Genomic DNA, 23,036 nt, shown 5'->3' with positions numbered 1-23,036 from the left:
GGTTCGCCATGCCCATGGGTACCGTCTTTGGTGGGAAGGCCCACGGCCTGCGCCTCGAGCGCATGCGCGCCTCCTCCCGCTACCTCGAAGGAGTCTTCCAGAACACCGCGGCGGTGAGCCCTGGGCTCAAGCCCGGCACCACGTTCTCGACGATGGGCGAGTTCATGCTCGGCGGCCAGCGCCGCACGCCGCCCGCGCCCCTGCCGGTGCACAGCCCGCTCGCCACGTGGGCCCGGCCGGTGGACACGGAGCTGCGCGCGACGTGGCTCGGGCACTCCACGGTGCTGCTCGAAATCGACGGGCTGCGCGTGCTCACCGATCCCGTCTGGGGCGAGCGCGCTTCCCCGTGGGCCTTCGCCGGGCCCAAGCGCTTCCACCCGGTGCCGGTGACGCTCGCGCAGCTGCCGCCGCTGGACGCCGTCATCATCTCTCACGACCACTACGACCACCTCGACTACCCGACCCTCCTGGAGCTGGCGCGCACGGACGTGCCCTTCTACACGTCGCTCGGCGTGGGCGCGCACCTGGAGGCCTGGGGCATCCCCCCCGAGCGGATTACGGAGCTCGACTGGTGGGAGTCCGCCACGCTGCCTCGTGGAGAGCTGCGCCTCACCGCCGCGCCGTCCCAGCACTTCTCCGGCCGTGGCCTGGGAGACCGCAACCGCACGCTCTGGTCGTCCTTCGTCATCGAGAGCCCGAAGCACAAGGTCTTCTTCAGCGGCGACACGGGGCTCACGCCCGAATACGCCGGCATCCGCCAGAGGCTCGGGCCGTTCGACCTGGTGCTGCTGGAGGTGGGCGCGTACCACCCGGCGTGGGGCGACATCCACCTCGGGCCGGAGAACGCGCTCAAGGCGCTGGAGCTGCTCGGCGGCGGCGCGTTCCTCCCGGTGCACTGGGGCACCTTCAACCTCGCCATCCACGCGTGGGACGAGCCGGCGGAGACACTGCTGCGGCTCGGGCAGGAGCAGCGGGTGCGGCTGGTGATGCCGAGGCTCGGCACGCCCGTGGAGCCCGCGCGGGTGGAGCCCGTCGAGCCGTGGTGGCGGTCCGTCGGCGCCCGGGACACAGCGCGGCCCGTGGCGGTGGACCCCGCGGGGTGAGACTCAATCCGGTGGCAGCGGCGTGAAGGTACCGCCCCGGGACTCCACGGCCTGCTGCACGGCCTGGTCGAACTCCTCGCGGGAGGTGAACATGCGGATGCCGCCCAGCTTGATGCCCGCCATGGTCACGCCCATCTCGACCACGCTCGAGCCAATCAGCACGCTCAGCGAGTTGAGCCGCGTCACCAGCCGCAGGCCCAGCTCCGTGAGCTCCGTGCGCGCCTCGGTGGTGTAGAGCTCCATCCCCTCCCAGTCGTGGAAGACGTCCACCGTGCGCGCGTTCTTGGAGACGACCTCGTTGATGGCCGCCACGGCGACGCGGGCGAACTCGAGGTCATAGAGGCGTCCGCGAAACCGCAACACGAGTACATGAGGGGCGGGACTCCAGAGGCGCAACTCCCCGTTGGGGGCGGTCCACGTCCGGGTTCCATTCGGGAGCGACCTGGAGATCATTGAAGGGAGGCGCAGTATGGAGGGGGAGTGCTCGAAAGTCGCGCCCCGCGAAGCCGGACGGGTCCACCTCATGACAGGTCCCCGCGGCAGCACCCGGGGACGTGGCGAAGGACGTCCCCGGAGGAGTGCTCCGTTCAGGCGACGGTGAGGATGTCCGCGCCCTGGTCCGTCACCAGGATGGTGTGCTCGAACTGGGCCGTGCGGCTGCCGTCCGCCGTCACCGCCGTCCAGCCATCGTCCCACACCCGGTGGTGCCAGTGGCCGAGCGTAATCATCGGCTCGATGGTGAACGTCATCCCGGGCTCGATGATTGTCTTCGCCTCGGGGTCGAAGTGGTGCGGAATCTGGAGCGAGCTGTGGAAGCGCTCGCCGATGCCGTGGCCGCAGTAGGCGCGCACCACGCCCATGCCGTTCTTGGTGGCGTGCGCTTCGATGGCCTTGCCGATGACGTTGAGGGGCTGGCCGGGCTTCACCGCCTCGATACCGAGCATGAGGCACTCGCGCGTGACGCGGATGAGCCGCTCGCTGTCGGCGTCGACGGTGCCCACGGGGTAGGTGGCCGAGCAGTCGCCGTGCACCCCCTCGAGGTAGATGGTGATGTCGAGGTTGACGATGTCCCCGTCCTCGAGCGCGCGGTTGTCGGGGATGCCGTGGCAGATGACCTCGTTGACCGAGGTGCAGATGGACTTGGGGAAGCCGTGGTAGTTGAGGGGGCTCGGGTAGCCGCCGCGGCGGATGTACTCCTCGTGTGCGAGGGCATCGAGCTCGTCGGTGGTGATGCCGGGGCGCACGTGGGCGGCCGTGGCGTTCATCACCTCGGCGGCGGCGCGGCAGGCGCGGCGCATGCGGGCGATGACGTCGGGGCTCTTGATTTCAGAGGGAGGGAAGAAGCGGCCGGGCCGGCCAGACACCGCGTAGTCGGGACGCGGGACGTTGGAGGGCACGGTGCGCATGGGGCTGATGACGCCCGGACGGACGCCGCGCGAGTGGGACTCGGGCCCTCGCTTGCGTGCCTCCACGGTGTCCGCGCCCCGGTGGCACTTCTTGTACTTGGTGCCGCTGCCGCACCAGCAGGGGTCGTTCGGCTTCGGCAACACCGCGGGTGGAACCCGCACGCTGGAGGTGGAAACGTCGGTCATGTCTTGGAGACATAGCCTCTGAGGCCGGATCGCGCACGCCTTCTCGGCGGCCCGCCCCGGGAGCCGTCGGCCTTGGACACACCGTGGCGGGTCGGCTGCCCGGAGGCCCGGTGTGCGAACATCCGCCGCTTCCCCGGGTACGCTCATGAGCACCGCATGTCCCCTCCCCTGAAGATCTGGCCGAGACAGGCGATGTCCTGACGTCCAAGACGAAGACTGACATCGAGAGCGCCTTGAAGAAGTGCGCCGACCAGGCGGATGAGCAGGTCAACCGCAAACAGTTCGGTGGAAAGAGCCCCTCTCGCAGCCAATGCCAGGAAGAGGTGGAGCAGGATCCGTGTGACAGGAACAGGCGATTGACCCGGGCCATGCAACTGGGCAGGGAGAAGCACCGCCTCGCCCTCCAGTGCACGGCAGAGAAACTGGGAGGACTGATACCAGGGCGCTTCAGTCTGGAGCAGCGCTACCGCGGCGATCCCCGAACGGGGAAAAAGGAGTTGGTCAGCCCCGAAGAGGCACGCACTCTCCTGCAACAAGGGTGCGGCGACGAGCTCGCGGGCACGATCGTGCCCGACGTGGTCATCCACTCGGGCGATCCGCTCGAGATCCTGGCCGTCTACGATTTCAAGTTCCCCTGCCCCGAGACCAACAGCCCCACATGGAGGGCGTACGAACAAGGCCCCTTCGCGGGCTCGACCCAGGGAAAGATCTATTTCGCCATCTTGAACATCGTGCCCAATCTGGTCGCACCGCTACGGGAAATCATTCCATGGCTCAAATCCCAGTGATGAAGCTCCACACGAAAGAAGGAGAGTTCGTGCTGCGCGAGGGGCTGAGCATCTGCTTCTACCTGCGCCGTTCCCACCCGGAAATCGCGCAGGCGGTGATGCACTCACTGGAGACGTACGTGCGCGTGGTGGGGCCCCAGGCGCTCGGCTGGTACGTGGACCCGGAGGGCGACTGGCAGGAGCTCGATGCTGCGGGCTGGGCCCACAACCGACTCAAACTGCTCGAGCGCGGCAACCCCATCCTCCGGCTGAGGGATTCTCCGAGCGGCGTCAGCCACCATGCCTTCGATTACTACGGCAAGTCGCTCGATTCCCCGTTGTTCGTCAACAACCCGGGCGCGGTGTGCGCGGTCTCCTTCCGGCTCCCTCCCGAGTACCTGGAGAAGCACGGGCCCGCTCACGTGCGAGAGCTGGCGCTGGAACTGGCCGCTCCTCTGCCCTTCAACTCCGGCCACGCCAGCCTCGCATTCAATGCGCTGATGCAACTCCCGGGCGGCACGGAGGAACTCCGTCCGTGGTGCTTGCGCTACCCAGGGATGAACATCCAGGCGCTGGAAGACACCGCCTGGGAGATCGGCACGAGGGTGCGAGGAGCGTACTGGCTGACCTTCCTGGGCCAGCCGGTGCTCGGCGAGCTGGGCGGTGCGGCCGGTCTGCGCTCCCGCCTCTCCTCGCCCGACATCTCCGTGCGGGAAATGGACGGCGAGCGGGCCGTCGTCACCCTCGGGGAATGGCCCGAAGCAGGCGACACCGAGCAGGGCCTCGATCTGCCTCTCCACCGTCAGCTGGCGCGCGTGCTGGAGCCCTGGCTCTACCAGCGCAAGGTCCCCTGGAATGGCTTCTCCCCGGAAGACATGCGCCGCTGGGAGCGCCGCTTCCTCGATTGAACGCGGCCGCACTCAGCTCAGCCCTTCGCCTTTTCAACTCGCGGCGACTGGCCCGCGTTGACGCCCCACTCGCGACTTCTGGATGCTCCCAGGTCCAAGCCGCGCTTCCAGGGGGGGTGTCATGCGTGCCGATTCCTCGGGCTCTCGACTCCGTGTCACCTTGAGGCCCTCCGGCCCACGTGCCCTCGGTGTCGCGCTCCTGCTCCTGCTCGGAGGGTGTGCCACGCACGCTCCGCTCGCGGGGCTCCTGCCGGGCGTCCGGCGGCCTCACGCTTCACGGAATCCCGCGGCGCTCCCTCCCGCGGCTCCCTCCCAGCCGGCCTCCACCGGGGCCTCGGTTGCTCCCAGGCCCACGAGTCCCTGACCCGAACCCGGGAGACTCGATACCCTCACCCCGTCCCTCTCCCGGAGGGCGAGGGATGATGGGCACGGTGCGTCCCGGGTGCGTCCGCCCTCAGCCCCGCACCTGCGCGCTGCACGCCATGCAGTGACGCGCCTCGGGAATGGCCCTCAGCCGGTGCCGGCCAATCGCCCCTCCGCACCTCGCGCAGTGCCCGAACCGCCCCTGCCGGATGCGCACCAGCGCGTCGTCGATGTCCCTCAACTCCCGCTGCTCCCGCTCCGACAGCTTCTCCAGCACCTCCCCCGCGCTCTCCTCCATCGCCTCGTCCACGGGGTCCGGCTCCCTCCCACTCCTCCGCCTCAATCCCTCCGCCTCGGCCACGTTGGCGCGCAGCACGCCTCGCAGGCTGCTCCGCCTCTGCAGCAACGCCGCCCGCGCTTCGTTCTCCCACGTGTCCATCATGGTGCTCCCCCGCTTCTTCCCCGGCGCGCCGCATCGGCCCGCCGATCGTGACCCGCCTCCCCATTTCAGGAACCGTGCCTCGTTCCTCCGCCCCTGAAATCCCGTCGGTCACGCGCAAGCTTTGCGGGCCGCCCCGAGTCCCTCCGCACCCCTTGCGCTCCGCGCCCGCCTCCCCTCTCCCACTCGCGCTGGAACAGCCCTTGCTCCGAGTCGTGGCGGGCATCTCCACCGGTGCCCCGCCCACCGCCGCTCGAGGTCTCCCGGCCCATGTCCTCCCTCTCCACCCACCCCGCTCCCGGCTCGCTCCCGCAGGGGCTCCTGCCCCGCGAGCACGGCGCGTACTTCCAGCTCGGCCTGCCCCTGGCCACCGCCCTCTTCGCTTCCCGCGCCCCCGCCAGCGCGCTCTGGCTCTCCGGTGCCGCGCTCGCCTGCCTGCTGGCCCATGAGCCGCTGCTCCTGCTGCTCGGTCATCGGGGTGCCCGCCGCGGCGAGCGCGATGGTGGCCGGGCCCGCGGGTGGGGCCTCCTCGTGGGGGCCCTGGGCGCGCTGTGCTTCGCGGTGGGCGCCGCCTCGCTGCCGTCCGAGGCCCGGCCCTTCCTCGCGCTGCCCCTCATCCTCGGGGGCGAGGTGCTCCTGCTCGCGTGGAACCGCCAGGAGCGCTCGCTCTCCGGAGAGGTGCTCGCCGCCCTCGCGCTCGGGGCCTGGGCCGTGCCCGTCGCCATGGCCGGGGGCGTGCCGGCCCCCACCGCCCTGACGCTCTGGGGCACCTACGGCCTGTCCTTCGGCCTGGCCACCCTCGCCGTGCGCACCGTCATCGCCAGCCACCGGCCCCGCGCCAACCGCGGACAGTTGCGGTGCACCGGCGCCGTCCTCGTGGCCGCCGTGCTCACCACCGCCGTCGTCTGGGCGCTCGAGTCCGGCCTGCACCCGCTCCAGGTGGCGGCGCTGCTGCCCGTGGGCCTCGTGGCGCTCGGGTTGTGCGTGGCCCTGCCCTCGCCCCGGCGGCTGCACGCCATCGGCTGGACGCTGGGCCTGGCCGGTACCCTCACGCTGGTGCTGCTCGGCGTGGGGCTCTCATGAGGCGCGACACACGGCTGCGCGGCCGGCCGGAGAAGCGGGGGCCGCGCGCTCCGGCACGGGGCGCTCGAGCGCGCCCCTAACGCGCCGAGGCCCTCTCCGTGGCGAGCCGCTGCGCCCGGCGCTCCACCGCGCGGATGGTGTCCATCACCGCGTCCTTCTGGCCCAGCCCCGCGAGGAAGCCTGGAATCGAGCCGCCGGGCTCCACGGTGAAGCGGTAGACGAAGCTCACCTTGCCCTCGCCGCGCGCGGTGAAGTGCCAGCTGCCCTCGTTGTGGCGCAGCCGCACCACGCCGCTGCGCGCCGGCAGGGCCTCGTTCTCCGGGGTCCACTTCTGGTGGAACACCCCCGTGCCGTCCGCCGCCAGCACCTGCTCGTCCACCACGCGCAGCACGAAGTCGCGGTTGGAGATGACGGGCAGGTCCAGCCGCGTGTACGTCACGCGCGCGCCGTCCGCGGCCGAGAGCACCCGCGACTCCTTCACGTACGGCATCCAGTGCCGGAAGTTCTCGTGGTCCCGCAGCGCGGCCTGCACGTCCTGGATGCCCGCGTCCAGCACGCCCTCGGCCCAGATTTCCCGGCCGCCGGGGATGTCCGGCCGCTCGCGCACCCGGATGACCACGTCGCCGTCCGCCACCGTCTCCCACTCCTCCTCGGCCCTGGCGCCAACCGCCACCAACGCCACCACCAAGGCCAGCAGGCCCGGCAGGCTCCTCATGTTCGACTCCCCTCATTTCGAGGCGGGTCCCGAGCCGGTTCCCCGCCACCACCAACACCCACGCCGCCAGAAGTATCGACTTTTGGCACCGGCCAGGGCACGAAGGTAGGCATATGAGCACCCACCTGACAGCCCCCCCGCCGGAGCGCGGCCTCTTCTGCAATCGAACCCTCAACATGAGGGCCATCAAGGCCATCGGGTATGACATGGATTACACGCTCATCCATTACAAAGTGGAAGCGTGGGAACAGCGCGCCTATGAACATATGAGAAACCGGCTCGTGGCCCAGGGCTGGCCCGTGGCGCATTTGACATTCGATCCGTCGCTGGCCATGCGCGGGCTCATCATCGACACCGAGAAGGGCAACCTGCTCAAGGCCAACCGCTTCGGCTTCGTGAAGAAGGCGCTGCACGGCACCCGGCCCATGGACTTCGAGTCCCAGCGCAACGAGTACGCCCGCACCATCATCGACCTGGCCGAGCGCCGCTGGGTGTTCCTCAACACGCTCTTCTCGCTCTCCGAGGCGTGCCTCTACGCCCAGGTGGTGGACCTGCTGGACGAGGGCAAGCTCTCCGGCCCCATGGGCTACACGGACGTCTACGAGCACGTGCGCCGCAGCCTGGACGCCACCCACATGGAGGGCGCGCTCAAGGCGGAAATCATCGCCGACCCGGGCCGCTACGTGCTCGCCGAGGCCGAGACGGCGCTCGCGCTGCTGGACCAGAAGAACGCGGGCAAGAAGCTGCTGCTCATCACCAACAGCGAGTGGGCGTACACGCTGCCCATGATGCACGCCGCGTTCGACCCGTACCTGCCCCAGGGGATGACGTGGCGCGAGGTGTTCGACGTCGTCATCGTCAGCGCGCGCAAGCCCGAGTTCTTCACCACGCGCTCCTCGCTCTTCGAGGTGGTGACGGCACCGGGCCAGGAGGGCCTGTTGCGTCCGCACTCGGGGCCGCTCAAGCCGGGGGTGCCCTACTTCGGCGGCAGCGCCACCGAGGTGGAGCGCTCGCTGGGCATGAGCGGGGATGAAATCCTCTACGTGGGCGACCACATGTTCGGCGACGTGCACGTCACCAAGAACGTGCTGCGCTGGCGCACCGCCCTCGTCCTGCGCGAGCTGGAGGACGAAATCCGCGCCATCAGCGCCTTCCGCGCCACCGAGGCGCGGCTCGCCGAGCGCATGGAGCAAAAGGAGCGGCTGGAGGCCGAGTCCTGCCAGGTGCGCCTGGAACTGCAGCGCCGGCGCCTGGGGTATGGCCCCCGCGAGCCCTCGCCCCCGGACGAGCAGCTGCACGCCCGCGCCGCCGAGCTGCGCCTGCAACTGGAGCAGCTCGACGCGGAGCTCGGCCCCATGGCGCGCGCGGCCAGCGAGCTGTCCAACCCCGTCTGGGGCCTGCTCACGCGCGCGGGCAACGACAAGAGCCACCTGGCGCGCCAGGTCGAGCGCTACGCGGACATCTACACGTCCCGGGTGAGCAACTTCCTCTTCGCCACGCCCTTCGTCTATCTGCGCAGCCCGCGTGGCAGCCTCCCTCACGACCCGAGCACCCCCGGCGGCACGCCCGTCTTCCCCGCCACCACCGGGAACACCGCCGCGCCCTGAGGCCGGCTCCAGCACCGCGCCAGCCCCAGCACCACGAGCACGAGCGGCACCGCGCACACGAGGTCCGTGGTGTAGTGGAAGCGCCCCACCAGCGTGGCCACGATGAGGCCCACGCCCGGCAGCAGCATGACGCGGAAGACGCGCCGCTCGAAGCGGAAGGCATACGCCAGCACCACCAGCGTGGTGCCGGTGTGCCCCGAGGGAAAGCAGTCCTTGGCGAAGGGCGGCTCGCGCATCATCGAGTCCAGCAGCGGCGTGAGCCACACGCCCTTCAGCGGCTGGGGAAACGCGTCGAAGAGGAAGTAGCGCGGGCCGATGGCGGGCACCAACGCGTAGCCGAAGTAGGTGAAGGCGAAGAGCAGCCCGAGCGCCAACAGGTACTCGTCGAAGGCCTCGCGGCGCCCGGAGAAGTACAGCACCGCGCCGAGCATCAGCGGCCAGAGGAAGTGGCCGTAGTAGCAGAGCATCAGCAGCTCGGTGAGCCAGGGCGGCACCCACGACCCGAGCACCACCGAGGCCCACGCCCCCAGCAGCCGCCACTCCAGGGTGGCCAGCGGCGCATCCTTCAGCACCGGCGTGAGGGCATTCACCAGCGGCGCGAGGAACTCATGGCTGAGCGCCAGCACCGGCAGCAGCCAGAAGGAGGCCACGAAGCCGAGCAGCCGCCGCCGGGGAAACGAGGCCTCCAGGGTGCGCAGCACCAGCGGCCCGAGCGCGAAGAGGGCGAAGTGCATGGCGGCCCTCGGTGCCCCGGGCGCCCACCGCGCCGGCCCCACCAGCGCCAGGGCGGCCAGCGCGCACGCGGTGACGATGACCACGTCCACGCCCCGCAGGTGCACCACCCGCGCCTCCCAGAAGGTCCTCGGAGACGCGCTCCACCGGCCCGCGTCCCCGTCCGCTCCCCACTCCCCGGCGGCCACGATGGGCCCGCCCCCCTCGACGCTCTCCCTGCCCAGCACCTGCACGGGACGTCCCATGACCTCGACCACCCATTAGTTAGCTATTGGTAACTAACTAACTACTCCCGGGACGCGGAGGGAATCAAGAGGCGCCCAGTCCTACTGTGTGCGCCGCCACAGGTCCTGCAGCTCGCGCGAGAGGTTGCTCTCCACGTCCTGCGCCTCGCCCTCGGAGATGTGCTCGCGCAGGCCCTGGAAGACGGCCCGGACGATGGTCTCCACCTCGGACACGTCCTTGCGCAGGTCCTCGGCCACCCCCTTCAGGAAGTCATCCCGGCTCTTGCCCAGCGCGCGCGGGGGCTGCTGCGGGTCCTGCTTGGGCAGCATGTCCACCAGCTTGCGCGGCAGCTGCGCCTGGAGGTCTCTCGCCTCGCCGGGCTGGATGCGGTGCAGCAGCGCGTGGATGACCGACACCGCCGCACACTCGGCCAGGCCGGCCTCGAGCTTGCCCACCTCGCACAGGTGCTTGATGAAGGCGGCGTAGGTGGAGCCGAGGTGGGACTCGTGGCGCTTCGCGCTGCGGCTCTGCGGGGCTCCCGGGGGGGTGTCGGCCATGGTGCGCTCCTGGGGTGTCGTTTCCAGGAAGGTGGCCATGCTCCAGAAGGCGGGTGGAGGGTTGATCGGAGGGGGACCGGGCCCGACTGCCGCCTGGGCAACGGGCGGGCGACCTGGCCGATCAGCAGGGGATGTCAGACCGCCCCAGTATGAATAGCGTCGTGAGCCATTCGACCACCAGCGGCGCGTTGCGAGTCCTGCAGCAGGGGGACCTTCTCGGCGGGGCGGACCTGATGCCTCTTCTGGGCAAGAGCGGACGGAAGAAGCGGGCCCGTAAGTCCGGGGCGCCGCCGAAGATGGGCTTTGCCACGGCGCTGGCACTGGTGGTGCGTCACGGCCGGCAGCTGGCCAAGGAAGTGGGCAAGACGGCGCTCTCCCGCTGCCCCCGCTGCGGCCACGTGGGCCCGACGCAGCAGGACTTCGGCACGCGCATCATCCGCGGCGAGCGCCGGCCCCAGTCCTGGTGCCGCAGCTGCCGCAAGACGCACCTGCCCCCTCTCAAGGCCGTGCCCGAGACCTCCGGCCGCGACACCAAGGTCACCCGGGGGGACGCCGCCCACGAGAAGCCCGCCCGGCCCGCCCGCTCCCGGCGCTCGGCGGCCCCCGCCCCGGCGGCTCCGGTCTCGGACCCGAAGGACGGCTGGCTGTTCCCCCCCGAGGTGCTCAGGGGCAAGCGGCGCCAGGACTCGTAGGGCGCCTCCCCGGCCCCCGAGCCGCCACCCGAGGCCCCCGGCCGCCCCCCGCTGGGATGACGGCAGGGCCCTCCGCCCTCATTCCTCCCTTGAAGGAGGCAGAGCACATGGCGGTTCGAACGGACACCGTGGGCATCAAGAACCTGCGCCAGGCGGACGCACACACCGCGCAACCCAGCCAGCACCCCAGCAAGGGACGGCCCCTGCCCTTCCGGGATGAGCTTCCCCTGCTGCACCGGGAGCGGCTGCTGACCCGGGGACGGCTGGGACCCGCCGCCGAGCCCCACCTGCCCAAGCGGGCCCACACCGTGGCCCCGGTGCGCGGACGCAAGAAGCCCCCCAGCCAGATGCACCTCAAGCGCGACGGCGGCTGAGCGGGCGCCGGACAACAAATCCGAGACGCGCGCGGCCCCCGGTCTATGCTGGGGATGAATGGGCGATGCGCTGTTCTCCTCGGAGTTCGAACCGGCCGACACACGCCACTTCTGGCGGCTGTGGTTCGCGGACCTTCTGGACCTGGCCACCTCGGCGCTGCTGGGCTGGGCGGCCCTGCGCGCCCTCGACGTGGAGCGCACCCCCCGGGCGCTCGTGGTGGCCACGGGGGTGGTGTGGCTCCTCATGTCCCTGGCCGGCGGGCTGAGCGGGTGGACGCTGTGGCGCGGCGTCCTGGGCGTGCGCCTGGAGACGGACGGCGGCGTGCCGGGCCCCGCGCGCGCGCTGGGCCGGGCCCTGCTCGTGCCGGTGGAACTGGTCGTCTCGCCCTTCCTCCAGCGGCGCTACGCGGACCGCTTCCTCAAGGTGCTGCCCGAGTCCGTGCCGTTTCTCACCAAGAAGTGGCAGCGCGGCCTGCCCTGGCAGGGCTTCTGGCTGCTGATGGTGTTCGCCTCGGCGTGGTTCCTGGTGATGCCCACGAAGACCGAGGCGCTCACCTACCTGAAGAAGCTGGACGGGTGGCGCTGCTGCCACCGGGACACCCCGCCCTCGCCCTTCCAGTGCTCCTCGTCGGTGTCGCGCGCGGTGAGCGCGGCCCGGAGCGGCGACGAGAAGGCCCTGGCCGTGGTCGCCGACTGCCCGAGGGCCTCGGCCCAGATGGGGCGCTGAGCCTGCGAGCGCCCGTCCGGGCGGGGACGCGGCGGGGGGATGGAAAACCCGCCCGGGCGTCCTTACCTCCCATGCAGGAGGCCATCACACATGGCGGTTCGGACTCGGGAAGCAGGCATCAAGAACAAGCGACGGGTAGCGGACGCGGACACGCCGCAGCCCAACCAACAGGCGGTGGGAGTCGGCAAGGGGCGCAAGACGGTCCCGCGAGACCAGGCCGCGGCCCTGCGGCGCCAGAAGCTGATGCGCAAGGCCAAGCCCGGCCCGGCCATGACGGAGCCGGTGGGCCTGGGGCCCGCCACCACGGAAGTGCGGCCCGGCAAGAGGACCGTCACCCGGCGCAAGGCCAAACGCGGCAACCTCGTCTAGCCCTCCCGCCCCATCCATCCACCCATAACCCGACAGATGGACCGGCCCTGGCCAATCCGGCCGGCCATCCCTACCTCACTCATTGGGGAGGTCCCATGCCAGAGAAGACCAAGCAACTGCGCGCCAAACGCGCCAAGGCCAAGGGCACGACCATGACGGTGATGGCCGCGGATACCGGTGCTGTCCCCGCCGGCAAGAGCGCCCACGCCCTCAAGAAGAGCCGCGGCATCGTCGGCAGCGCCCGCACCACCGAGCGCTCCGTGAGCCGGCGCCGCCCGCCCGGCGAGGGCAAGACGGCCCAGAGCCTCAAGCTGCCCCTGCCCGAGACGGGCAGCAGCACCTCGCGCCGCAAGACGATTCCCGCCGAGGCCGCCGCCCAGTACCGCGAGGGGCACCGGCGCAAGACGGTCCCCACCGAGGCCGCCGCCGCCTACCGCCGCGAGGAGCGGCCCAAGGTGCCGCGCAACGAGGCCAAGCAGCGCCAGGAGACGCGCAGCAAGCGCGGCTCGCCCGTGCAGGGCCGCAAGAAGGCCCCGAGCGAGATGGAAATCACCCACCGCGGCGGGCCGCGCAAGCGCCTGCCCCTCCACGGCGGCTGAGCCACACCGCCACCACGCCCCACGCCAGCGCTCCCGCACCGGGGGCGCCCGTGCACCCCCTCTCCTCCCGCGTCCCGGGCAGCGGCGGGGCGCACGGCGTGAAGCAGCGGCACGCGTCCGGGCCCTCGGGCTCCAGGCGCGCGCATATGCCGCCAGCGCCGCATTGCGCGTCCCGCGTGCAGGCCGCGCCGTAGTCCCCCTCCTGCAACGCATGCTGGAGGCAGCGGCCCGGCCCGTCCTCCGTGGTGCGCTCGCAGGCGAGCCCCGCGGGGCACTCGGCGTCGCGCGTGCACGGGGCGGTGCAGAGGGACTCGAGCGCAAGGAGCTCGCCCGGCGGCTCCGGGTGCTCGGCGAGGAAGGGGTGGACGAAGTCCTCGAGCAGCGTGTCCACGCGGACGTTGAAGGCCTCCGTGCGGCAGGCCACGTCGCCGCTCGCGGTGACGCCCACCAGCACCTCGCGCCCGTCCGCGCCGCGCGCCAGCACCGGCCCACCGCTGTCTCCCACGCAGCTCATCGCCGGAGCGGGGCCCGCGCGAAACGCGCCCGGCTCCACCCGCGTCACCGTCAACGTGCCCTGGCGCCGCTGGCCCGCGGGCGCCTGGGCGTCCTTCGTGTCGCCAAAGCCCACCACGCGCACGCCCTGGCCCGTCTCCAACGCGCCCCACCCGGACTCGGGCAGCGGCAGCGGCGGCACGTCCACCGGCCGGGCCAGGCGCAACAACGCCGCGTCCTTCGCGTGCGTCGTGTGCTCGTAGGCCGGGTGCCGCACCGCGCCCACCACCCGGACGAAACGGCCGCCGGGCGCGGGCTCCGGCAGCAGCCGCTCGCCGAGGAACACCTCGTAGTCGCCCTCCGTGCCGAAGACGTCCAGGCAGTGCGCCGCCGTCAGCACCACGTCCGGGGCAATCAACGCCCCCGAGCACAGCAGCGTCACGGTGTCGTCCGCGCAGCGCGAGCGGCGGGCGAGCAGCGCCACCACCGCCCCATCCTCCGGCGCGTCCGTGCCGCCCACCACCCCGGCCGAGCGGGTGCCCGGGGACGGAGTGGGCTCAGGTGGAGAAGCACTGGGGGCACAGGCCGCGCAGAGCGTCCACAGCATCAGCAGCGGAAACGCCCGGGCCATCCCGCCCTCACGGTGCCTGTGGTTCCTGGTGCGCCGCCTCGTCGGCCAGGGCCGCCGTCTGCTCGTTCAGCTGGCCCAGCCGCGCCTGGTGACGGGAGAGCTGCACCGCCAGCCGCTTCGCCTCCGCCGTATCCCCGCGCGACTCCGCGTCCTTACGCTCCTGCTCCAGCCGCGCCACGTCCCGCGTCATCACCTGCGTGAGGCGCACCATCTTCTCGTGCTTCCACGCGGCCGTCTGCGGCTTCTCCGGCTCGATGGGGTCGTTCCGCTGCGGCGGGGGGTTGGCCACCTCGGGCTCCGGCGGCACGTCTCCGGGACCGAGCGGCACCACCGTCGCCCGAGGCTGCGAGGCCTCCGCCACGCGCGGCCCGGCGGGCTTCACCGCCGGGGGCGTGGCCGGCGCGGACACCTGGGCCAGCGGTGCGGACGCGGGCGCGGCGGACACCGCCCCGCGCGACATCTCCTTCACCGAGGGCCCCGCATGCGGCCCCGGCCAGAAAAAGCGCAGCATCAGGGCCGCCCCCAGCAGCAGGGCCGCGGCGAGCGGGGGAACGAATCGGGACCGGTTGTTCATCGCTCGTCCATTCTCTTCCGAAGCGGGCCCCTCACAGGCGCAACTTCCAGCCGTCTGGATGCTGCTCTACGCGCAGGAGCAGCGGTTGCTCGTGTACCTGCCCATCCCGGGCAATCCGAGCGCGCACCACCACCGCGTTGGGGTCTCTGCCATCCACCTTCGCGTCCAGCACCTCCACCAGGGAGAAGCCGTGCTCGCTCAGGTCGTCCACCGTCGCCTGGCAGGTGTCGGCCGCCTTGCCGGCCAGCAGGGGGCCGAGCACCGCGCAGTCCCGCGCGGGCAGCGCCTCGAAGAAGCGCTGCACCGTGGAGCGCGCGGCCTCGGTCTTCCTCGACTCCGAGTTGCAGGCGAGGGCGGCCAGCAGGCCCAGGACCAGCGCGGCGCGCGGCACCGCCCTCACCTTTGGGAAGCGGAGCAACATCAGTAGCAGTTGGGAGCGTACAGCTCGTCGTCGCTGGCCGAGGAGAACTGGTCGTCGCAGTAGGCGCTCGCCAGGGCGTGGCCGTTGCGCACGCAGCCGTCGTGGTTGGTGGCGTCCAGCGTGTACTGGGTGTCACCGCCGCAGCCGCCACCGCAGCGGCCGAAGCAGATGCCCATCACCTTCGGGCGGCTCCAGTGGTCCGGCTCGCCGCACACCCAGGAGCTGCCGCTCAGGTAGTACTCGTCGCCGCTGCAGCTGGTGTGGTCACCGAGCTGGGCGATCTGCTGGTTGCCCGTGAAGTCGAAGCCGCCGTGCTGACAGTCGTGCTTGGCGTAGGAGTACCAGTTGTAGACGCCGCCGCAGCTGCCCGTGAAGCTGCCGTTGCACTTCGCGTAGCTGCACAGCATGGTGTAGCCACGGCCCTGCTCGCCCATCACCGTGCGCTGGAGCTCCACCGTGGTGGGGTGCTCGGCCCACAGGCCCACCGCGCGCCGCAGGTACCTGGCCTCGGCCGTGGCCGCGTCACCCGCCGGCAGCTGCGCGTTGAGCGCCGCGTACAGGCCGGAGAGCAGCGCCCGGTCCCCGTCCAGCATCTGCGTGCCCTGGCCGCTCTCCTCCGCGAAGCCGTCCAGGTCCGACACGCCGTTGGCCACGTCCAGCAGGCCCGTGAGCGTCATGCCGTTCTGCCGCACCTCGAGGCGGTACACGCCCGGCTCCACCTCGCGCGAGGAGAAGCGCGCCTCGGCGCCCTCCTGCACGAAGCGGCCCGACAGCCCGCCCGCCTCCTGCGCCAGCTCCAGCCCGTCCGCCGCGTCCGTGGTGCTCACCGGCGCGCTGCCCTGGCCACCACAGCCCCACAGCATCACCGCCGCGACTGCACCCAAGAATTTCCGCATATGGCTCGTATCCCTCTTGTGCCGGAGTCTTCCGGAATCACAGAAAACGAGAGAAAGCCGGGTTTAGTGGAACTGTCACATTCCATCAAGTCGAATTGCGTCAAATCGGAGAATGGGACCGGGCGAAGAGGGGCAGGGCCCCGGCGGCGCGCACGAGGCCCGGAGGCTCCTCGGGGAGCGACTCGTGGGCGCCGAGGGCGAGCAGTCCCCCGGGCACCAGCCGCTCCATCAGCCGCGCCAGCACCTCGCGCTGCACGGGCCGGGCGAAGTAGGTGAAGGCCACGTTGCGGCAGAGCACCAGGTGGAAGGGGCCCCCGGGCATGCGCTGGCGCAGGTCCTCGCACCGGAGCTCGAGCCCCTCGCGGTACTCGGGCCGCAGGCACAGCTCCCCCTCGAGCGGGGTGAAGGCCGCGTCCACCCATGCGGCGGGCAATTCGCGCAGCGTGGGGCGCCGGTAGCAGCCGCGGCGGGCGCGCTCCAGCAGCGAGGCGTCCGCGTCCGTGGCCACCACTTCCAGACGGACGCCCGGGAAGCGCGGCCGCAGGCCCAGGTGGAAGAGGACGGACACGGTGTAGGGCTCCTCGCCCGAGGCGCACCCCGCGCTCCATACGCGCAGCACGCGCTCGCCCCGGGCCCGCGCGGCCTCCAGCACCCGGGGCAGCAGCGGCTCACGCAAGGCCTCGAAGACACCCTGGTCCCGGTAGAAGCGCGAGATGGTGACGCGGCACAGCGCGTCCAGCAGGGAGCGCTCGGCGGCGTCCGCCTCCAGCCGCTCGAGGTAGGCGGCCAGCCCCGCCACGCCGAGCTCCTTCATCCTCCGTCCCACCCGCTTGCACACCTGCCCCCGCACGCGGCGGAAGCCCTCGTAGCGCAGGCCCAGACGCGGCGCGGCCCACCGCAGCAACTCGAGGCACTCGGCATCCGTCACGCGACTCCTCCCGTGCAACCCCCGCGCGTGCAATCCGGCGCGGGGCCGACAGGAGAGCAGCTTCCCCGCGCCCGGAAGTCATCAGTCCCCGCGCGCTGTTCAAGGCGCGACGCGCGCAACGTCCGCTCGGACAGGAAGTCTCGCACCTGCAACTGAGTCACAGTTGAGGCCTTTTCGGGCAATCCCCATTTTTCCCCGATAAGCGCCGGCGCGGCCGGAAGGAGACAGCTCATGACGCGAGACTGGAAGCGAACGGGCAAGCACCTGGGACTGCTCCTCGTGTGGGCCGTGCTGGCCGGTTGTGGCCCGGAAGAAGACGCGTCCCGCCCGGTCCAGGACGGCGACACGCTGGGGGCCAGCGCCAAGGCCGACTCCCGGGGCGAGACGCGCTGGGTGCGCCGCGTGCACAGCGCGGGCGAGGCCGACACGCCCGTGGCCGTCGTGCACGACGCGCAGGGCAACGTCCTCATGCTGGGCAACTACCACACGCCCGTCGACCTCGGAGAGGGCCCCGAGGGCAACCCCGCGGGGGCCACCGTGCTGTCCGTCTCCCGGTACTCGCCCGGTGGCGGGCTGCAGTGGACGCGGATCCTCTCGGCCCCGCCGCGCGCGGGCACCAGCCCGTACGTCCGGGGCCAGGCCCTCGCGGTGGACAGCCACGGCGCCCTCCTGCTGCTGGGCTTGCAGAGCGGTGGGCTGGAGCTCGGGGGAAGCGTGCTGCCCCCCGGGGCCTTCCTCGCGCGGCTGGAGGTGAACGGCACCCCGAGCTGGGCCCGTCCCCTGCCCACCAGCGCCACGGAGCTGGCCGTGGACGAGCGGGGCAACCTCACCCTCGCGGGCGTGCTCTCGGGCCGGGTGGACTTCGGCAAGGGCCCCATCACCGGCACCGGCAATCCCTACCTCGTCCAGTTCGACGCCGCGGGCGCGCTGCGCTGGGTGTACGTCGACTCCGCGCGCGGCGTGCCGATGGACCTCGCCCAGGACGACGCGGGCAACTTCTACCTGTCCGGGGGCGGCTTCCTCCCGCCCTCGCCCCTGCTCTCGCCCTTCGTCACCCGCGTCTCCTCCGAGGGCGAGTACCTCTGGACGCGGCGGCTCGAGGGGGCCTCGGGCCTGGCCATGAGCGTGGCGGCCCACGGGGGCCACGTGGTGGTGTCCGGCTCCTTCACGGGGACCCTCGTCTTCCGCGGTGAGACGCTCCGGGCGCCCACGGCCCGCGGCTTCGCGCTCGCCTACGACCGGGACGGCAACGAGCGCTGGGGCTTCCTGCTCGGCAGCAGCTGGGGCCTGGTGGCGATGGATCAGGGCTCGGGCGTGGTGGTGGCGGGCCGCTACAACGGAGGCGAGGACTTCGGGCTCGGCCAGGGCGCGCTCGAGGGCTTCCCGGGAACGAACAACCTGTACGTGCTGCGGCTGCAGCGCACCACGGGACAGCTCCAGTGGATGCACTCCTATCCTTCCGCGTCGGCGCAGCCCGCGGACCTGTCCGTGACGCGCCAGGGGCTGGCCGCCCTCACCGGCACCTTCCGGGCCCGGGTGGACTTCGGCACCGGCCCGATGGATCCACTCCCGGGCGGCAACGCCTTCCTCCTCCAACTGGAGCGCTGAGACCGAGGCGGAGTCCCACATCGCCCCCGAGCACGCGCACACCCCACCGTGACGCGTGCCACGCCCCGGACGAGGCGCCGCGCTTCCTCGTGAGGACTCGCGTCTTCCCACTCCTCCGATGGCTTCCCGACAGCGCACACTCCCGAGGACAGCGGTGTCTGTCCAGGGCCGACGGTGCGAGTGATTGGTAGCGAATTTGCTCCGGACTTCCTCCGAGCCCCCGTGAGGAGGAGGTCCGACGTGCACAAGCTCGTCTCTCACGGCTGGCGGAAGAGGCTGGCGGGCGTGGCCTGCGTGCTCCTCGCCGCTGGCTGTGCCCGCAGTGAATGGCCAAACGCGAAGGTGTTGCCTTCCGGGGGCACCCAGCAGCCCGCGCCGGAGCCCGGGAATCCGGCCTGCCAGGGGCCGAGCGACCCTGGCCGCGTCACCCTGCACCGGCTCAACCGCGCCGAGTACGACAACACCGTGCGCGACCTGCTCGGCGACACCACGCGCCCGGCGCGCGACTTCCCCTCGGATGACCACGGCTACGGCTTCGACAACAACGCGGACGTGCTCAGCCTGGGCCCGCTGCTGATGGAGAAGTACTCGAACGCGGCCGAGAAGCTCGTCGAGGCCGCCTGGAAACAGGACGCCTCCCGCGCCACGCCCCTGGTGCGCCTCTGCGCGCTGGAGCCAGCGGACCCGCTGCCCTGCGCTCGCCGCATCCTCGAGCGCTTCGCCCGCCGCGCCTGGCGCCGCCCCGTCACCCAAGCCGAGGTGGACCGGCTCACCGCCTTCCTCCCGCTCGCGAGCTCGCGCGGCGATGGCACCGATACCGGCCTGAAGCTGGCGCTGCGCGCGGTGCTCCTCTCGCCGCACTTCCTCTACCGCGTGGAGCTGGACCCGGATCCGCGCTCGACGGCCTCGCACCCGCTCAATGATTACGAGCTCGCGAGCCGGCTCTCCTACTTCCTGTGGAGCAGCATGCCGGACGAGCCGTTGCTGGGGGCGGCGGACGCGGGCACGCTGCACTCGCCCGAGGAGCTGGAGCGGCAGGTGCGCCGGATGCTGGCGGATCCGAGGTCCGAGGCGCTCGTGGACAACTTCGCGGGCCAATGGCTGTACACCCGCGCGCTCGAGTCCTTCCACCCCGACCCGCTCCTCTACCCCTTCGACGACGGGCTGCGCGAGGCCATGCGCCAGGAGACCCAGCTCGTCTTCCGCGAGTTCCTCCACGGCGACCACCGCGCGCGCGACCTGGTGGACGCGGACTTCACTTATGTGAATGACCGGCTCGCCCGGCACTATGGCCTGCCCGCGCCCGGCACGGACGAGCTGCGCCGCGTGAGCCTCGCCGGACACCCGGAGCGCTCGGGGCTGCTCGGCCAGGGCTCCATTCTCGCCGTCACCTCGCATCCGGACCGCACCTCGCCGGTGAAGCGCGGACTGTGGGTGCTCGAGCAGCTCATGTGCAAGGCACCGCCTCCGCCTCCGCCCAACGTCGAGGGCCTGCCGCCACCGGTGGACCCGAAGATGAGCATCAAGCAGCGCATGGCGGAGCACCGCTCCAATCCCTCGTGCTCGGGGTGCCACGCGATGATGGACCCCATCGGCTACGGGATGGAGAACTTCAACGCCGTGGGCGCGTGGCGGCAGAAGGAGGAAGTGAGCGGCGCCGCGGTGGACCCGAGCGGCGAGCTGCCCGGAGGTGTGCTGTTCAAGGACGGCGTGGAGCTGCGCGCCATCCTCAAGGCGGACCCGGAGCTGGACCTCTGCATCACCCAGCACCTGCTCACCTACGGGCTGGGGCGAGGGCCCCTGAGCAGGGATGCCTGCACGCTGGAGAGCATCTCGAAGAAGGCCGAGGCGCGCGGAGGCCGGCTCTCGGACCTCCTCCTCTCCATCACCCAGAGCGAGGCCTTCACCCACCGCCGCGGCGAGGCGGAGAGCACGGGCACGGACGTGGAGGGCTCGAAATGAAGAACCTCAAGCTGTCACGGCGGACGTTGCTGCGGGGCATGGGGGCGCTGATGGCGCTGCCGATGTTGGAGCAGATGGTGCCCTCGCTGGCGCGTGCCGCCGGGTCCTCGGGCGCGCCGCGCCGCCTCGCCGTCTTCTACGTGCCCTGCGGCATCAACATGGCCCAATGGACGCCGAGGAACACGGGGCGCGGCTGGACGCCGTCGCCCACGCTGCAACCCCTGGCACCCGTGAAGGACGACGTGCTGGTGCTCTCCGGGCTGTCGCACGAGCCCGGGCGGCCGGACCAGTTCGGCCACCACGCCGCGGGCACCGGCGCCTTCCTCTCGTGCGTGAAGATTCACAAGACGGACGACGCGGCCGACGTGCGCGCCGGCGTCTCCATGGACCAGCTCGCCGCGAAGGCCCTGCGGCCCCACACGCGCCTGCCCTCGCTGGAGCTGGGCAACGACGGCGGTGACGGCACGGGCTCGTGCGATGCCAACTTCAGCTGCGCCTACGCGCGCAACATCGCCTGGGCCGGGCCCACCAGCCCCCGCGCCAAGGAGACGAATCCCCAGGACGTGTTCGACCGGCTCTTCTCGGGCTTCGACCCGGACGCGACCCGGGCGCAAATCGAGAAGCGCAAGGCCTACGAGCAGAGCATCCTGGACTTCGTGCGCGAGGACGCCCAGGCCCTGAAACAGCGGCTGGGAAGCAGGGACAACCAGAAGCTGGAGGAGTACTTCACCAGCGTGCGCGAGCTGGAGCTGCGCGTGGCGGCGCTCGACCAGGAGGGGCCGCGCTGCGCCAAGGGGCCGAGGCCCGAGCCCACCCACGACGTGCGCGCGAAGACGAAGGTGATGTGCGATTTGATGGTGCTCGCCTTCCAGTGCGATCTCACGCGCGTGGCCACCTTCATGCTCGGCAACGGGCGCAGCGACCGCGTGTATGACTTCCTCGGGCTGACGAGCGGGCACCACACGTACTCGCACCACCAGCACGTCCCGGAGAACCTCGCGGCACTGGCGACGATCGATCGCTGGGAGATGGAGCAGTTCAGCTACCTGCTGCAGCGGATGAAGTCGGTGCAGGAGGGCGAGGGCACGCTGCTGGACAACTCCCTGGTGTACTTCGGCAGTGAGGTGGCGGACGGCAATTCGCACGGGCACTCGGACATGCCGGTGGTGCTCGCCGGACGGGGCGGCGGCACGGTGACGCCGGGCCGGCACGTGCGCTACGACGGACAGCCCATCGCCAACCTCTTCATCTCCATGCTTCAGTCGGTAGGCGTGAGCATGGAGCACTTCGGCGACGACGGCTCGAGGCCCCTGCCCCACCTCGAGGAGTGAGCCCGCTCACACGCGTCTGCCCCAGTGGCGTCGAGCTGGTGCAGCGGGAGGGACACCTCGGTGCGGCGGGCCAGGGACACGGACATGACAGGCTCCTTTCACAGGAGAAGGACCGTCTTCGCCGCGGAAGCTACGGCCCGGAGCCCGACACCACGCGCCAGAACGGTTTGCCGTTCGCGCCACGCGGTGGCCAGGGGGGGAGGTCCTGTCAGGGGTGCTCTCGGCGCAAGGAACGAGGCCCCTTCCGGTCGCGCTTCGTCCCGACTGGTACGACCATCGGACCAGTTGCGGGAAAACGCGCCCGGAACCTCCCCCCAGACAGCACCTCCCCCACCTGGCTTGGCGTGGCCCGGGTGGGAACGCGGAAGAACGAGGTGCGCTTTCCGCGCGAGGCCCCGCTGCACCTGCCCCTCACCCACGCCAACGAGAGGTTCCTCGCCTTCTTCGAGCAGCAGGCGAAGGCGAAGGTGGAGCGCCTGCCCTCGCCCCACCGGTTGAGCGAGCAGGTGCTGGCGGCGCTGCGCGGCTCTACCTGGACAAGCGCCTGAGCATCGCTCCAACCCGACGACCTTCCACCGCGCCTTCAAACGCTGGACGGGCGAGAGCCCCGAGCAGCACCGCGGCGGGTAGCGCGGTGCGTTAGCGTTGGGTGCACAAAGCGCGCGTGCCTCGGGTGGTGTTGAAGTGCGCGCGTGTGTCACTCTCGCGGCCCGGGTGCACCGACTCCCGAGGTGATTCATGCCATCTGCCGCCGCAGCCTCCTCGCCCCAAGCCGCTCCCCGGCGGATGCGCTACGCCCCGCTCGAAGCCCTGCTCAAGGGCCTGGACATCGCCGAGCGCTCCGCCGAGATGCGCGACATCATCCGGCTGTGCGGTGGGACGGATTACGCGCCCTCGGAGATTCCGGTGGAGCGCTTCGCCGAGGTGCTCCACTACCTGGCGCGCCAGCGCTTCGGGAACCTGCCCGCCTCCGAGGGACTCTTCAGCGTGGGCTCGTGCCTCTTCGAGGGCTACCGCAAGACGCTGCTGGGACAGATTCAGCTCGCGGCGCTGCACCTGCTCGGCCCGGAGCGGCTGGTGCGCAAGATTCCCGAGTTCGTGGGCCGCAGCAGCAACTTCGGCCAGCGCACGGTGGAGAAGGTGGGCCCCAACGAGTACCGGGTGCATTTCCACGGCGTGCCCCTGCCGGGCGACTACTACAACGGCATCCTGCACGCGGTGCTCCACGCCACGGGCGTGAGCTCGCCCCAGTCGAGCTGGGAGCAGACCGGCCCCGAGGACATGACGTTCCACGTGCGCTGGTAGCGCGCCGTCGCGGTCCCGGGATTGCACAGCGCGCGG

The 23,036-nt window shown here is 71.4% G+C and carries 26 protein-coding genes; 15 read left to right on the top strand and 11 right to left on the bottom strand.

Going from position 1 to position 23,036, the window contains the following annotated elements; genetic code table 11:
• Positions 1–8 precede the first annotated feature (8 nt).
• Positions 9–1,103 carry an MBL fold metallo-hydrolase gene (locus ACJ8AN_RS13220; protein WP_407755679.1) on the top strand — a complete coding sequence of 365 codons (1,095 nt, stop codon included), beginning with the start codon at positions 9–11 and terminating at the stop codon, positions 1,101–1,103.
• Positions 1,104–1,106: 3 nt separating this feature from the next.
• On the opposite strand, the gene ACJ8AN_RS13215 is transcribed toward ACJ8AN_RS13220, so the two are convergent.
• Positions 1,107–1,463, bottom strand: coding sequence for a hypothetical protein (locus ACJ8AN_RS13215; protein ID WP_407755678.1), 357 nt, complete (start codon positions 1,461–1,463; stop codon positions 1,107–1,109).
• Positions 1,464–1,690: 227 nt separating this feature from the next.
• On the bottom strand, positions 1,691–2,695 hold the full coding sequence (gene map, locus ACJ8AN_RS13210) for a type I methionyl aminopeptidase (RefSeq protein ID WP_407755677.1): 1,005 nt from the start codon (positions 2,693–2,695) through the stop codon (positions 1,691–1,693).
• A 233-nt stretch (positions 2,696–2,928) separates the two neighbouring features.
• Between map and ACJ8AN_RS13205 the strand changes: the two genes are divergently transcribed.
• Both ACJ8AN_RS13205 and ACJ8AN_RS13200 read left to right on the top strand, forming a co-directional pair.
• Positions 2,929–3,483 carry a hypothetical protein gene (locus ACJ8AN_RS13205; RefSeq protein WP_407755676.1) on the top strand — a complete coding sequence of 185 codons (555 nt, stop codon included), beginning with the start codon at positions 2,929–2,931 and terminating at the stop codon, positions 3,481–3,483.
• Positions 3,465–4,370 carry a DUF3396 domain-containing protein gene (locus ACJ8AN_RS13200; protein ID WP_407755675.1) on the top strand — a complete coding sequence of 302 codons (906 nt, stop codon included), beginning with the start codon at positions 3,465–3,467 and terminating at the stop codon, positions 4,368–4,370. Before ACJ8AN_RS13205 ends, ACJ8AN_RS13200 begins: the two co-directional genes overlap by 19 nt.
• A gap of 454 nt (positions 4,371–4,824) precedes the next feature.
• Here ACJ8AN_RS13200 and ACJ8AN_RS13195 read toward each other — a convergent pair whose 3' ends face one another.
• On the bottom strand, positions 4,825–5,175 hold the full coding sequence (locus tag ACJ8AN_RS13195; RefSeq protein WP_407755674.1) for a TraR/DksA family transcriptional regulator: 351 nt from the start codon (positions 5,173–5,175) through the stop codon (positions 4,825–4,827).
• A 267-nt stretch (positions 5,176–5,442) separates the two neighbouring features.
• On the opposite strand from ACJ8AN_RS13195, the gene ACJ8AN_RS13190 reads away from it, so the two are divergent.
• Positions 5,443–6,255, top strand: coding sequence for a YwiC-like family protein (locus ACJ8AN_RS13190; protein WP_407755673.1), 813 nt, complete (start codon positions 5,443–5,445; stop codon positions 6,253–6,255).
• Positions 6,256–6,331: 76 nt separating this feature from the next.
• Here the strand turns inward: ACJ8AN_RS13190 and ACJ8AN_RS13185 are convergent, their stop codons facing one another.
• Complete coding sequence (locus ACJ8AN_RS13185; protein ID WP_407755672.1) at positions 6,332–6,970, bottom strand: SRPBCC family protein; 639 nt, start codon at positions 6,968–6,970, stop codon at positions 6,332–6,334.
• A 113-nt stretch (positions 6,971–7,083) separates the two neighbouring features.
• Between ACJ8AN_RS13185 and ACJ8AN_RS13180 the strand changes: the two genes are divergently transcribed.
• Positions 7,084–8,577 carry an HAD-IG family 5'-nucleotidase gene (locus tag ACJ8AN_RS13180; protein WP_407755671.1) on the top strand — a complete coding sequence of 498 codons (1,494 nt, stop codon included), beginning with the start codon at positions 7,084–7,086 and terminating at the stop codon, positions 8,575–8,577.
• Here ACJ8AN_RS13180 and ACJ8AN_RS13175 read toward each other — a convergent pair.
• Both ACJ8AN_RS13175 and ACJ8AN_RS13170 read right to left on the bottom strand, forming a co-directional pair.
• A complete protein-coding gene (locus ACJ8AN_RS13175; RefSeq protein ID WP_407755670.1) occupies positions 8,508–9,554 on the bottom strand; it encodes a phosphatase PAP2 family protein in 1,047 nt (348 codons plus the stop codon). The two genes, ACJ8AN_RS13180 and ACJ8AN_RS13175, sit on opposite strands and share 70 nt — an antisense overlap.
• An 81-nt stretch (positions 9,555–9,635) precedes the next feature.
• Positions 9,636–10,091, bottom strand: a complete 456-nt coding sequence (locus ACJ8AN_RS13170; protein WP_407755669.1) for a DUF2267 domain-containing protein — start codon at positions 10,089–10,091, stop codon at positions 9,636–9,638.
• 161 nt (positions 10,092–10,252) lie between these two features.
• Here ACJ8AN_RS13170 and ACJ8AN_RS13165 point away from each other — a divergent pair, with 161 nt between their 5' ends.
• From ACJ8AN_RS13165 to ACJ8AN_RS13145, 5 genes are all read left to right on the top strand, one after another.
• Entirely contained in the window at positions 10,253–10,783 is a 531-nt protein-coding gene (locus tag ACJ8AN_RS13165) for a hypothetical protein (protein ID WP_407755668.1), read from the top strand.
• A gap of 107 nt (positions 10,784–10,890) precedes the next feature.
• Positions 10,891–11,157 (top strand): hypothetical protein, encoded by a 267-nt coding sequence (locus ACJ8AN_RS13160; RefSeq protein WP_407755667.1) that lies wholly within the window; start codon positions 10,891–10,893, stop codon positions 11,155–11,157.
• A 58-nt stretch (positions 11,158–11,215) separates the two neighbouring features.
• Positions 11,216–11,884 carry a hypothetical protein gene (locus ACJ8AN_RS13155; protein WP_407755666.1) on the top strand — a complete coding sequence of 223 codons (669 nt, stop codon included), beginning with the start codon at positions 11,216–11,218 and terminating at the stop codon, positions 11,882–11,884.
• 90 nt (positions 11,885–11,974) lie between these two features.
• The gene (locus ACJ8AN_RS13150) at positions 11,975–12,253 is read left to right on the top strand and encodes a hypothetical protein (RefSeq protein ID WP_407755665.1); all 279 of its coding nucleotides are present in this window, start codon (positions 11,975–11,977) and stop codon (positions 12,251–12,253) included.
• A gap of 95 nt (positions 12,254–12,348) precedes the next feature.
• On the top strand, positions 12,349–12,852 hold the full coding sequence (locus ACJ8AN_RS13145; protein WP_407755664.1) for a hypothetical protein: 504 nt from the start codon (positions 12,349–12,351) through the stop codon (positions 12,850–12,852).
• Here ACJ8AN_RS13145 and ACJ8AN_RS13140 read toward each other — a convergent pair.
• From ACJ8AN_RS13140 to ACJ8AN_RS13120, 5 genes are all read right to left on the bottom strand, one after another.
• Positions 12,803–13,975 carry a S1 family peptidase gene (locus ACJ8AN_RS13140; RefSeq protein WP_407755663.1) on the bottom strand — a complete coding sequence of 391 codons (1,173 nt, stop codon included), beginning with the start codon at positions 13,973–13,975 and terminating at the stop codon, positions 12,803–12,805. The two genes, ACJ8AN_RS13145 and ACJ8AN_RS13140, sit on opposite strands and share 50 nt — an antisense overlap.
• Before the next feature lie 7 nt (positions 13,976–13,982).
• On the bottom strand, positions 13,983–14,549 hold the full coding sequence (locus tag ACJ8AN_RS13135; RefSeq protein ID WP_407755662.1) for a hypothetical protein: 567 nt from the start codon (positions 14,547–14,549) through the stop codon (positions 13,983–13,985).
• Between the two features lie 31 nt (positions 14,550–14,580).
• On the bottom strand, positions 14,581–14,940 hold the full coding sequence (locus tag ACJ8AN_RS13130; protein WP_407755661.1) for a hypothetical protein: 360 nt from the start codon (positions 14,938–14,940) through the stop codon (positions 14,581–14,583).
• A gap of 29 nt (positions 14,941–14,969) precedes the next feature.
• Positions 14,970–15,866 (bottom strand): hypothetical protein, encoded by an 897-nt coding sequence (locus tag ACJ8AN_RS13125; RefSeq protein WP_407755660.1) that lies wholly within the window; start codon positions 15,864–15,866, stop codon positions 14,970–14,972.
• A 100-nt stretch (positions 15,867–15,966) separates the two neighbouring features.
• A complete protein-coding gene (locus ACJ8AN_RS13120) occupies positions 15,967–16,794 on the bottom strand; it encodes a CheR family methyltransferase (protein WP_407755659.1) in 828 nt (275 codons plus the stop codon).
• A 231-nt stretch (positions 16,795–17,025) separates the two neighbouring features.
• Here ACJ8AN_RS13120 and ACJ8AN_RS13115 point away from each other — a divergent pair, with 231 nt between their 5' ends.
• From ACJ8AN_RS13115 to ACJ8AN_RS13095, 5 genes are all read left to right on the top strand, one after another.
• Entirely contained in the window at positions 17,026–18,402 is a 1,377-nt protein-coding gene (locus ACJ8AN_RS13115) for a hypothetical protein (protein WP_407755658.1), read from the top strand.
• A gap of 240 nt (positions 18,403–18,642) precedes the next feature.
• On the top strand, positions 18,643–20,364 hold the full coding sequence (locus ACJ8AN_RS13110; protein ID WP_407755657.1) for a DUF1592 domain-containing protein: 1,722 nt from the start codon (positions 18,643–18,645) through the stop codon (positions 20,362–20,364).
• Positions 20,361–21,695, top strand: coding sequence for a DUF1552 domain-containing protein (locus ACJ8AN_RS13105; RefSeq protein WP_407755656.1), 1,335 nt, complete (start codon positions 20,361–20,363; stop codon positions 21,693–21,695). The genes ACJ8AN_RS13110 and ACJ8AN_RS13105 overlap by 4 nt, the downstream gene beginning before the upstream one ends.
• 353 nt (positions 21,696–22,048) lie before the next feature.
• Positions 22,049–22,243, top strand: coding sequence for a hypothetical protein (locus tag ACJ8AN_RS13100; protein WP_407755655.1), 195 nt, complete (start codon positions 22,049–22,051; stop codon positions 22,241–22,243).
• 190 nt (positions 22,244–22,433) lie between these two features.
• Complete coding sequence (locus ACJ8AN_RS13095; protein ID WP_407755654.1) at positions 22,434–23,000, top strand: DUF2378 family protein; 567 nt, start codon at positions 22,434–22,436, stop codon at positions 22,998–23,000.
• Positions 23,001–23,036 lie beyond the last annotated feature (36 nt).

The organism is Archangium sp. (assembly GCF_045802675.1).
In the GTDB taxonomy this organism is placed as follows: Bacteria; Myxococcota; Myxococcia; order Myxococcales; family Myxococcaceae; genus Archangium.
Note: the sequence above shows the minus strand (reverse complement) of the source record. Positions and strands in the feature narration are given on the sequence as shown.

What these genes read in the sequence shown, in the direction of transcription:
- ACJ8AN_RS13220 (WP_407755679.1), top strand. Translation starts at nt 9, where the DNA reads ATGCCCATGGGTACCGTCTTTGGTGGGAAGGCCCACGGCCTGCGCCTC.
- map (WP_407755677.1), bottom strand. Translation starts at nt 2,695, where the DNA reads ATGACCGACGTTTCCACCTCCAGCGTGCGGGTTCCACCCGCGGTGTTG.
- ACJ8AN_RS13200 (WP_407755675.1), top strand. Translation starts at nt 3,465, where the DNA reads ATGGCTCAAATCCCAGTGATGAAGCTCCACACGAAAGAAGGAGAGTTC.
- ACJ8AN_RS13195 (WP_407755674.1), bottom strand. Translation starts at nt 5,175, where the DNA reads ATGATGGACACGTGGGAGAACGAAGCGCGGGCGGCGTTGCTGCAGAGG.
- ACJ8AN_RS13190 (WP_407755673.1), top strand. Translation starts at nt 5,443, where the DNA reads ATGTCCTCCCTCTCCACCCACCCCGCTCCCGGCTCGCTCCCGCAGGGG.
- ACJ8AN_RS13185 (WP_407755672.1), bottom strand. Translation starts at nt 6,970, where the DNA reads ATGAGGAGCCTGCCGGGCCTGCTGGCCTTGGTGGTGGCGTTGGTGGCG.
- ACJ8AN_RS13180 (WP_407755671.1), top strand. Translation starts at nt 7,084, where the DNA reads ATGAGCACCCACCTGACAGCCCCCCCGCCGGAGCGCGGCCTCTTCTGC.
- ACJ8AN_RS13175 (WP_407755670.1), bottom strand. Translation starts at nt 9,554, where the DNA reads ATGGGACGTCCCGTGCAGGTGCTGGGCAGGGAGAGCGTCGAGGGGGGC.
- ACJ8AN_RS13170 (WP_407755669.1), bottom strand. Translation starts at nt 10,091, where the DNA reads ATGGCCGACACCCCCCCGGGAGCCCCGCAGAGCCGCAGCGCGAAGCGC.
- ACJ8AN_RS13160 (WP_407755667.1), top strand. Translation starts at nt 10,891, where the DNA reads ATGGCGGTTCGAACGGACACCGTGGGCATCAAGAACCTGCGCCAGGCG.
- ACJ8AN_RS13155 (WP_407755666.1), top strand. Translation starts at nt 11,216, where the DNA reads ATGGGCGATGCGCTGTTCTCCTCGGAGTTCGAACCGGCCGACACACGC.
- ACJ8AN_RS13150 (WP_407755665.1), top strand. Translation starts at nt 11,975, where the DNA reads ATGGCGGTTCGGACTCGGGAAGCAGGCATCAAGAACAAGCGACGGGTA.
- ACJ8AN_RS13145 (WP_407755664.1), top strand. Translation starts at nt 12,349, where the DNA reads ATGCCAGAGAAGACCAAGCAACTGCGCGCCAAACGCGCCAAGGCCAAG.
- ACJ8AN_RS13140 (WP_407755663.1), bottom strand. Translation starts at nt 13,975, where the DNA reads ATGGCCCGGGCGTTTCCGCTGCTGATGCTGTGGACGCTCTGCGCGGCC.
- ACJ8AN_RS13135 (WP_407755662.1), bottom strand. Translation starts at nt 14,549, where the DNA reads ATGAACAACCGGTCCCGATTCGTTCCCCCGCTCGCCGCGGCCCTGCTG.
- ACJ8AN_RS13125 (WP_407755660.1), bottom strand. Translation starts at nt 15,866, where the DNA reads ATGCGGAAATTCTTGGGTGCAGTCGCGGCGGTGATGCTGTGGGGCTGT.
- ACJ8AN_RS13115 (WP_407755658.1), top strand. Translation starts at nt 17,026, where the DNA reads ATGACGCGAGACTGGAAGCGAACGGGCAAGCACCTGGGACTGCTCCTC.
- ACJ8AN_RS13105 (WP_407755656.1), top strand. Translation starts at nt 20,361, where the DNA reads ATGAAGAACCTCAAGCTGTCACGGCGGACGTTGCTGCGGGGCATGGGG.
- ACJ8AN_RS13095 (WP_407755654.1), top strand. Translation starts at nt 22,434, where the DNA reads ATGCCATCTGCCGCCGCAGCCTCCTCGCCCCAAGCCGCTCCCCGGCGG.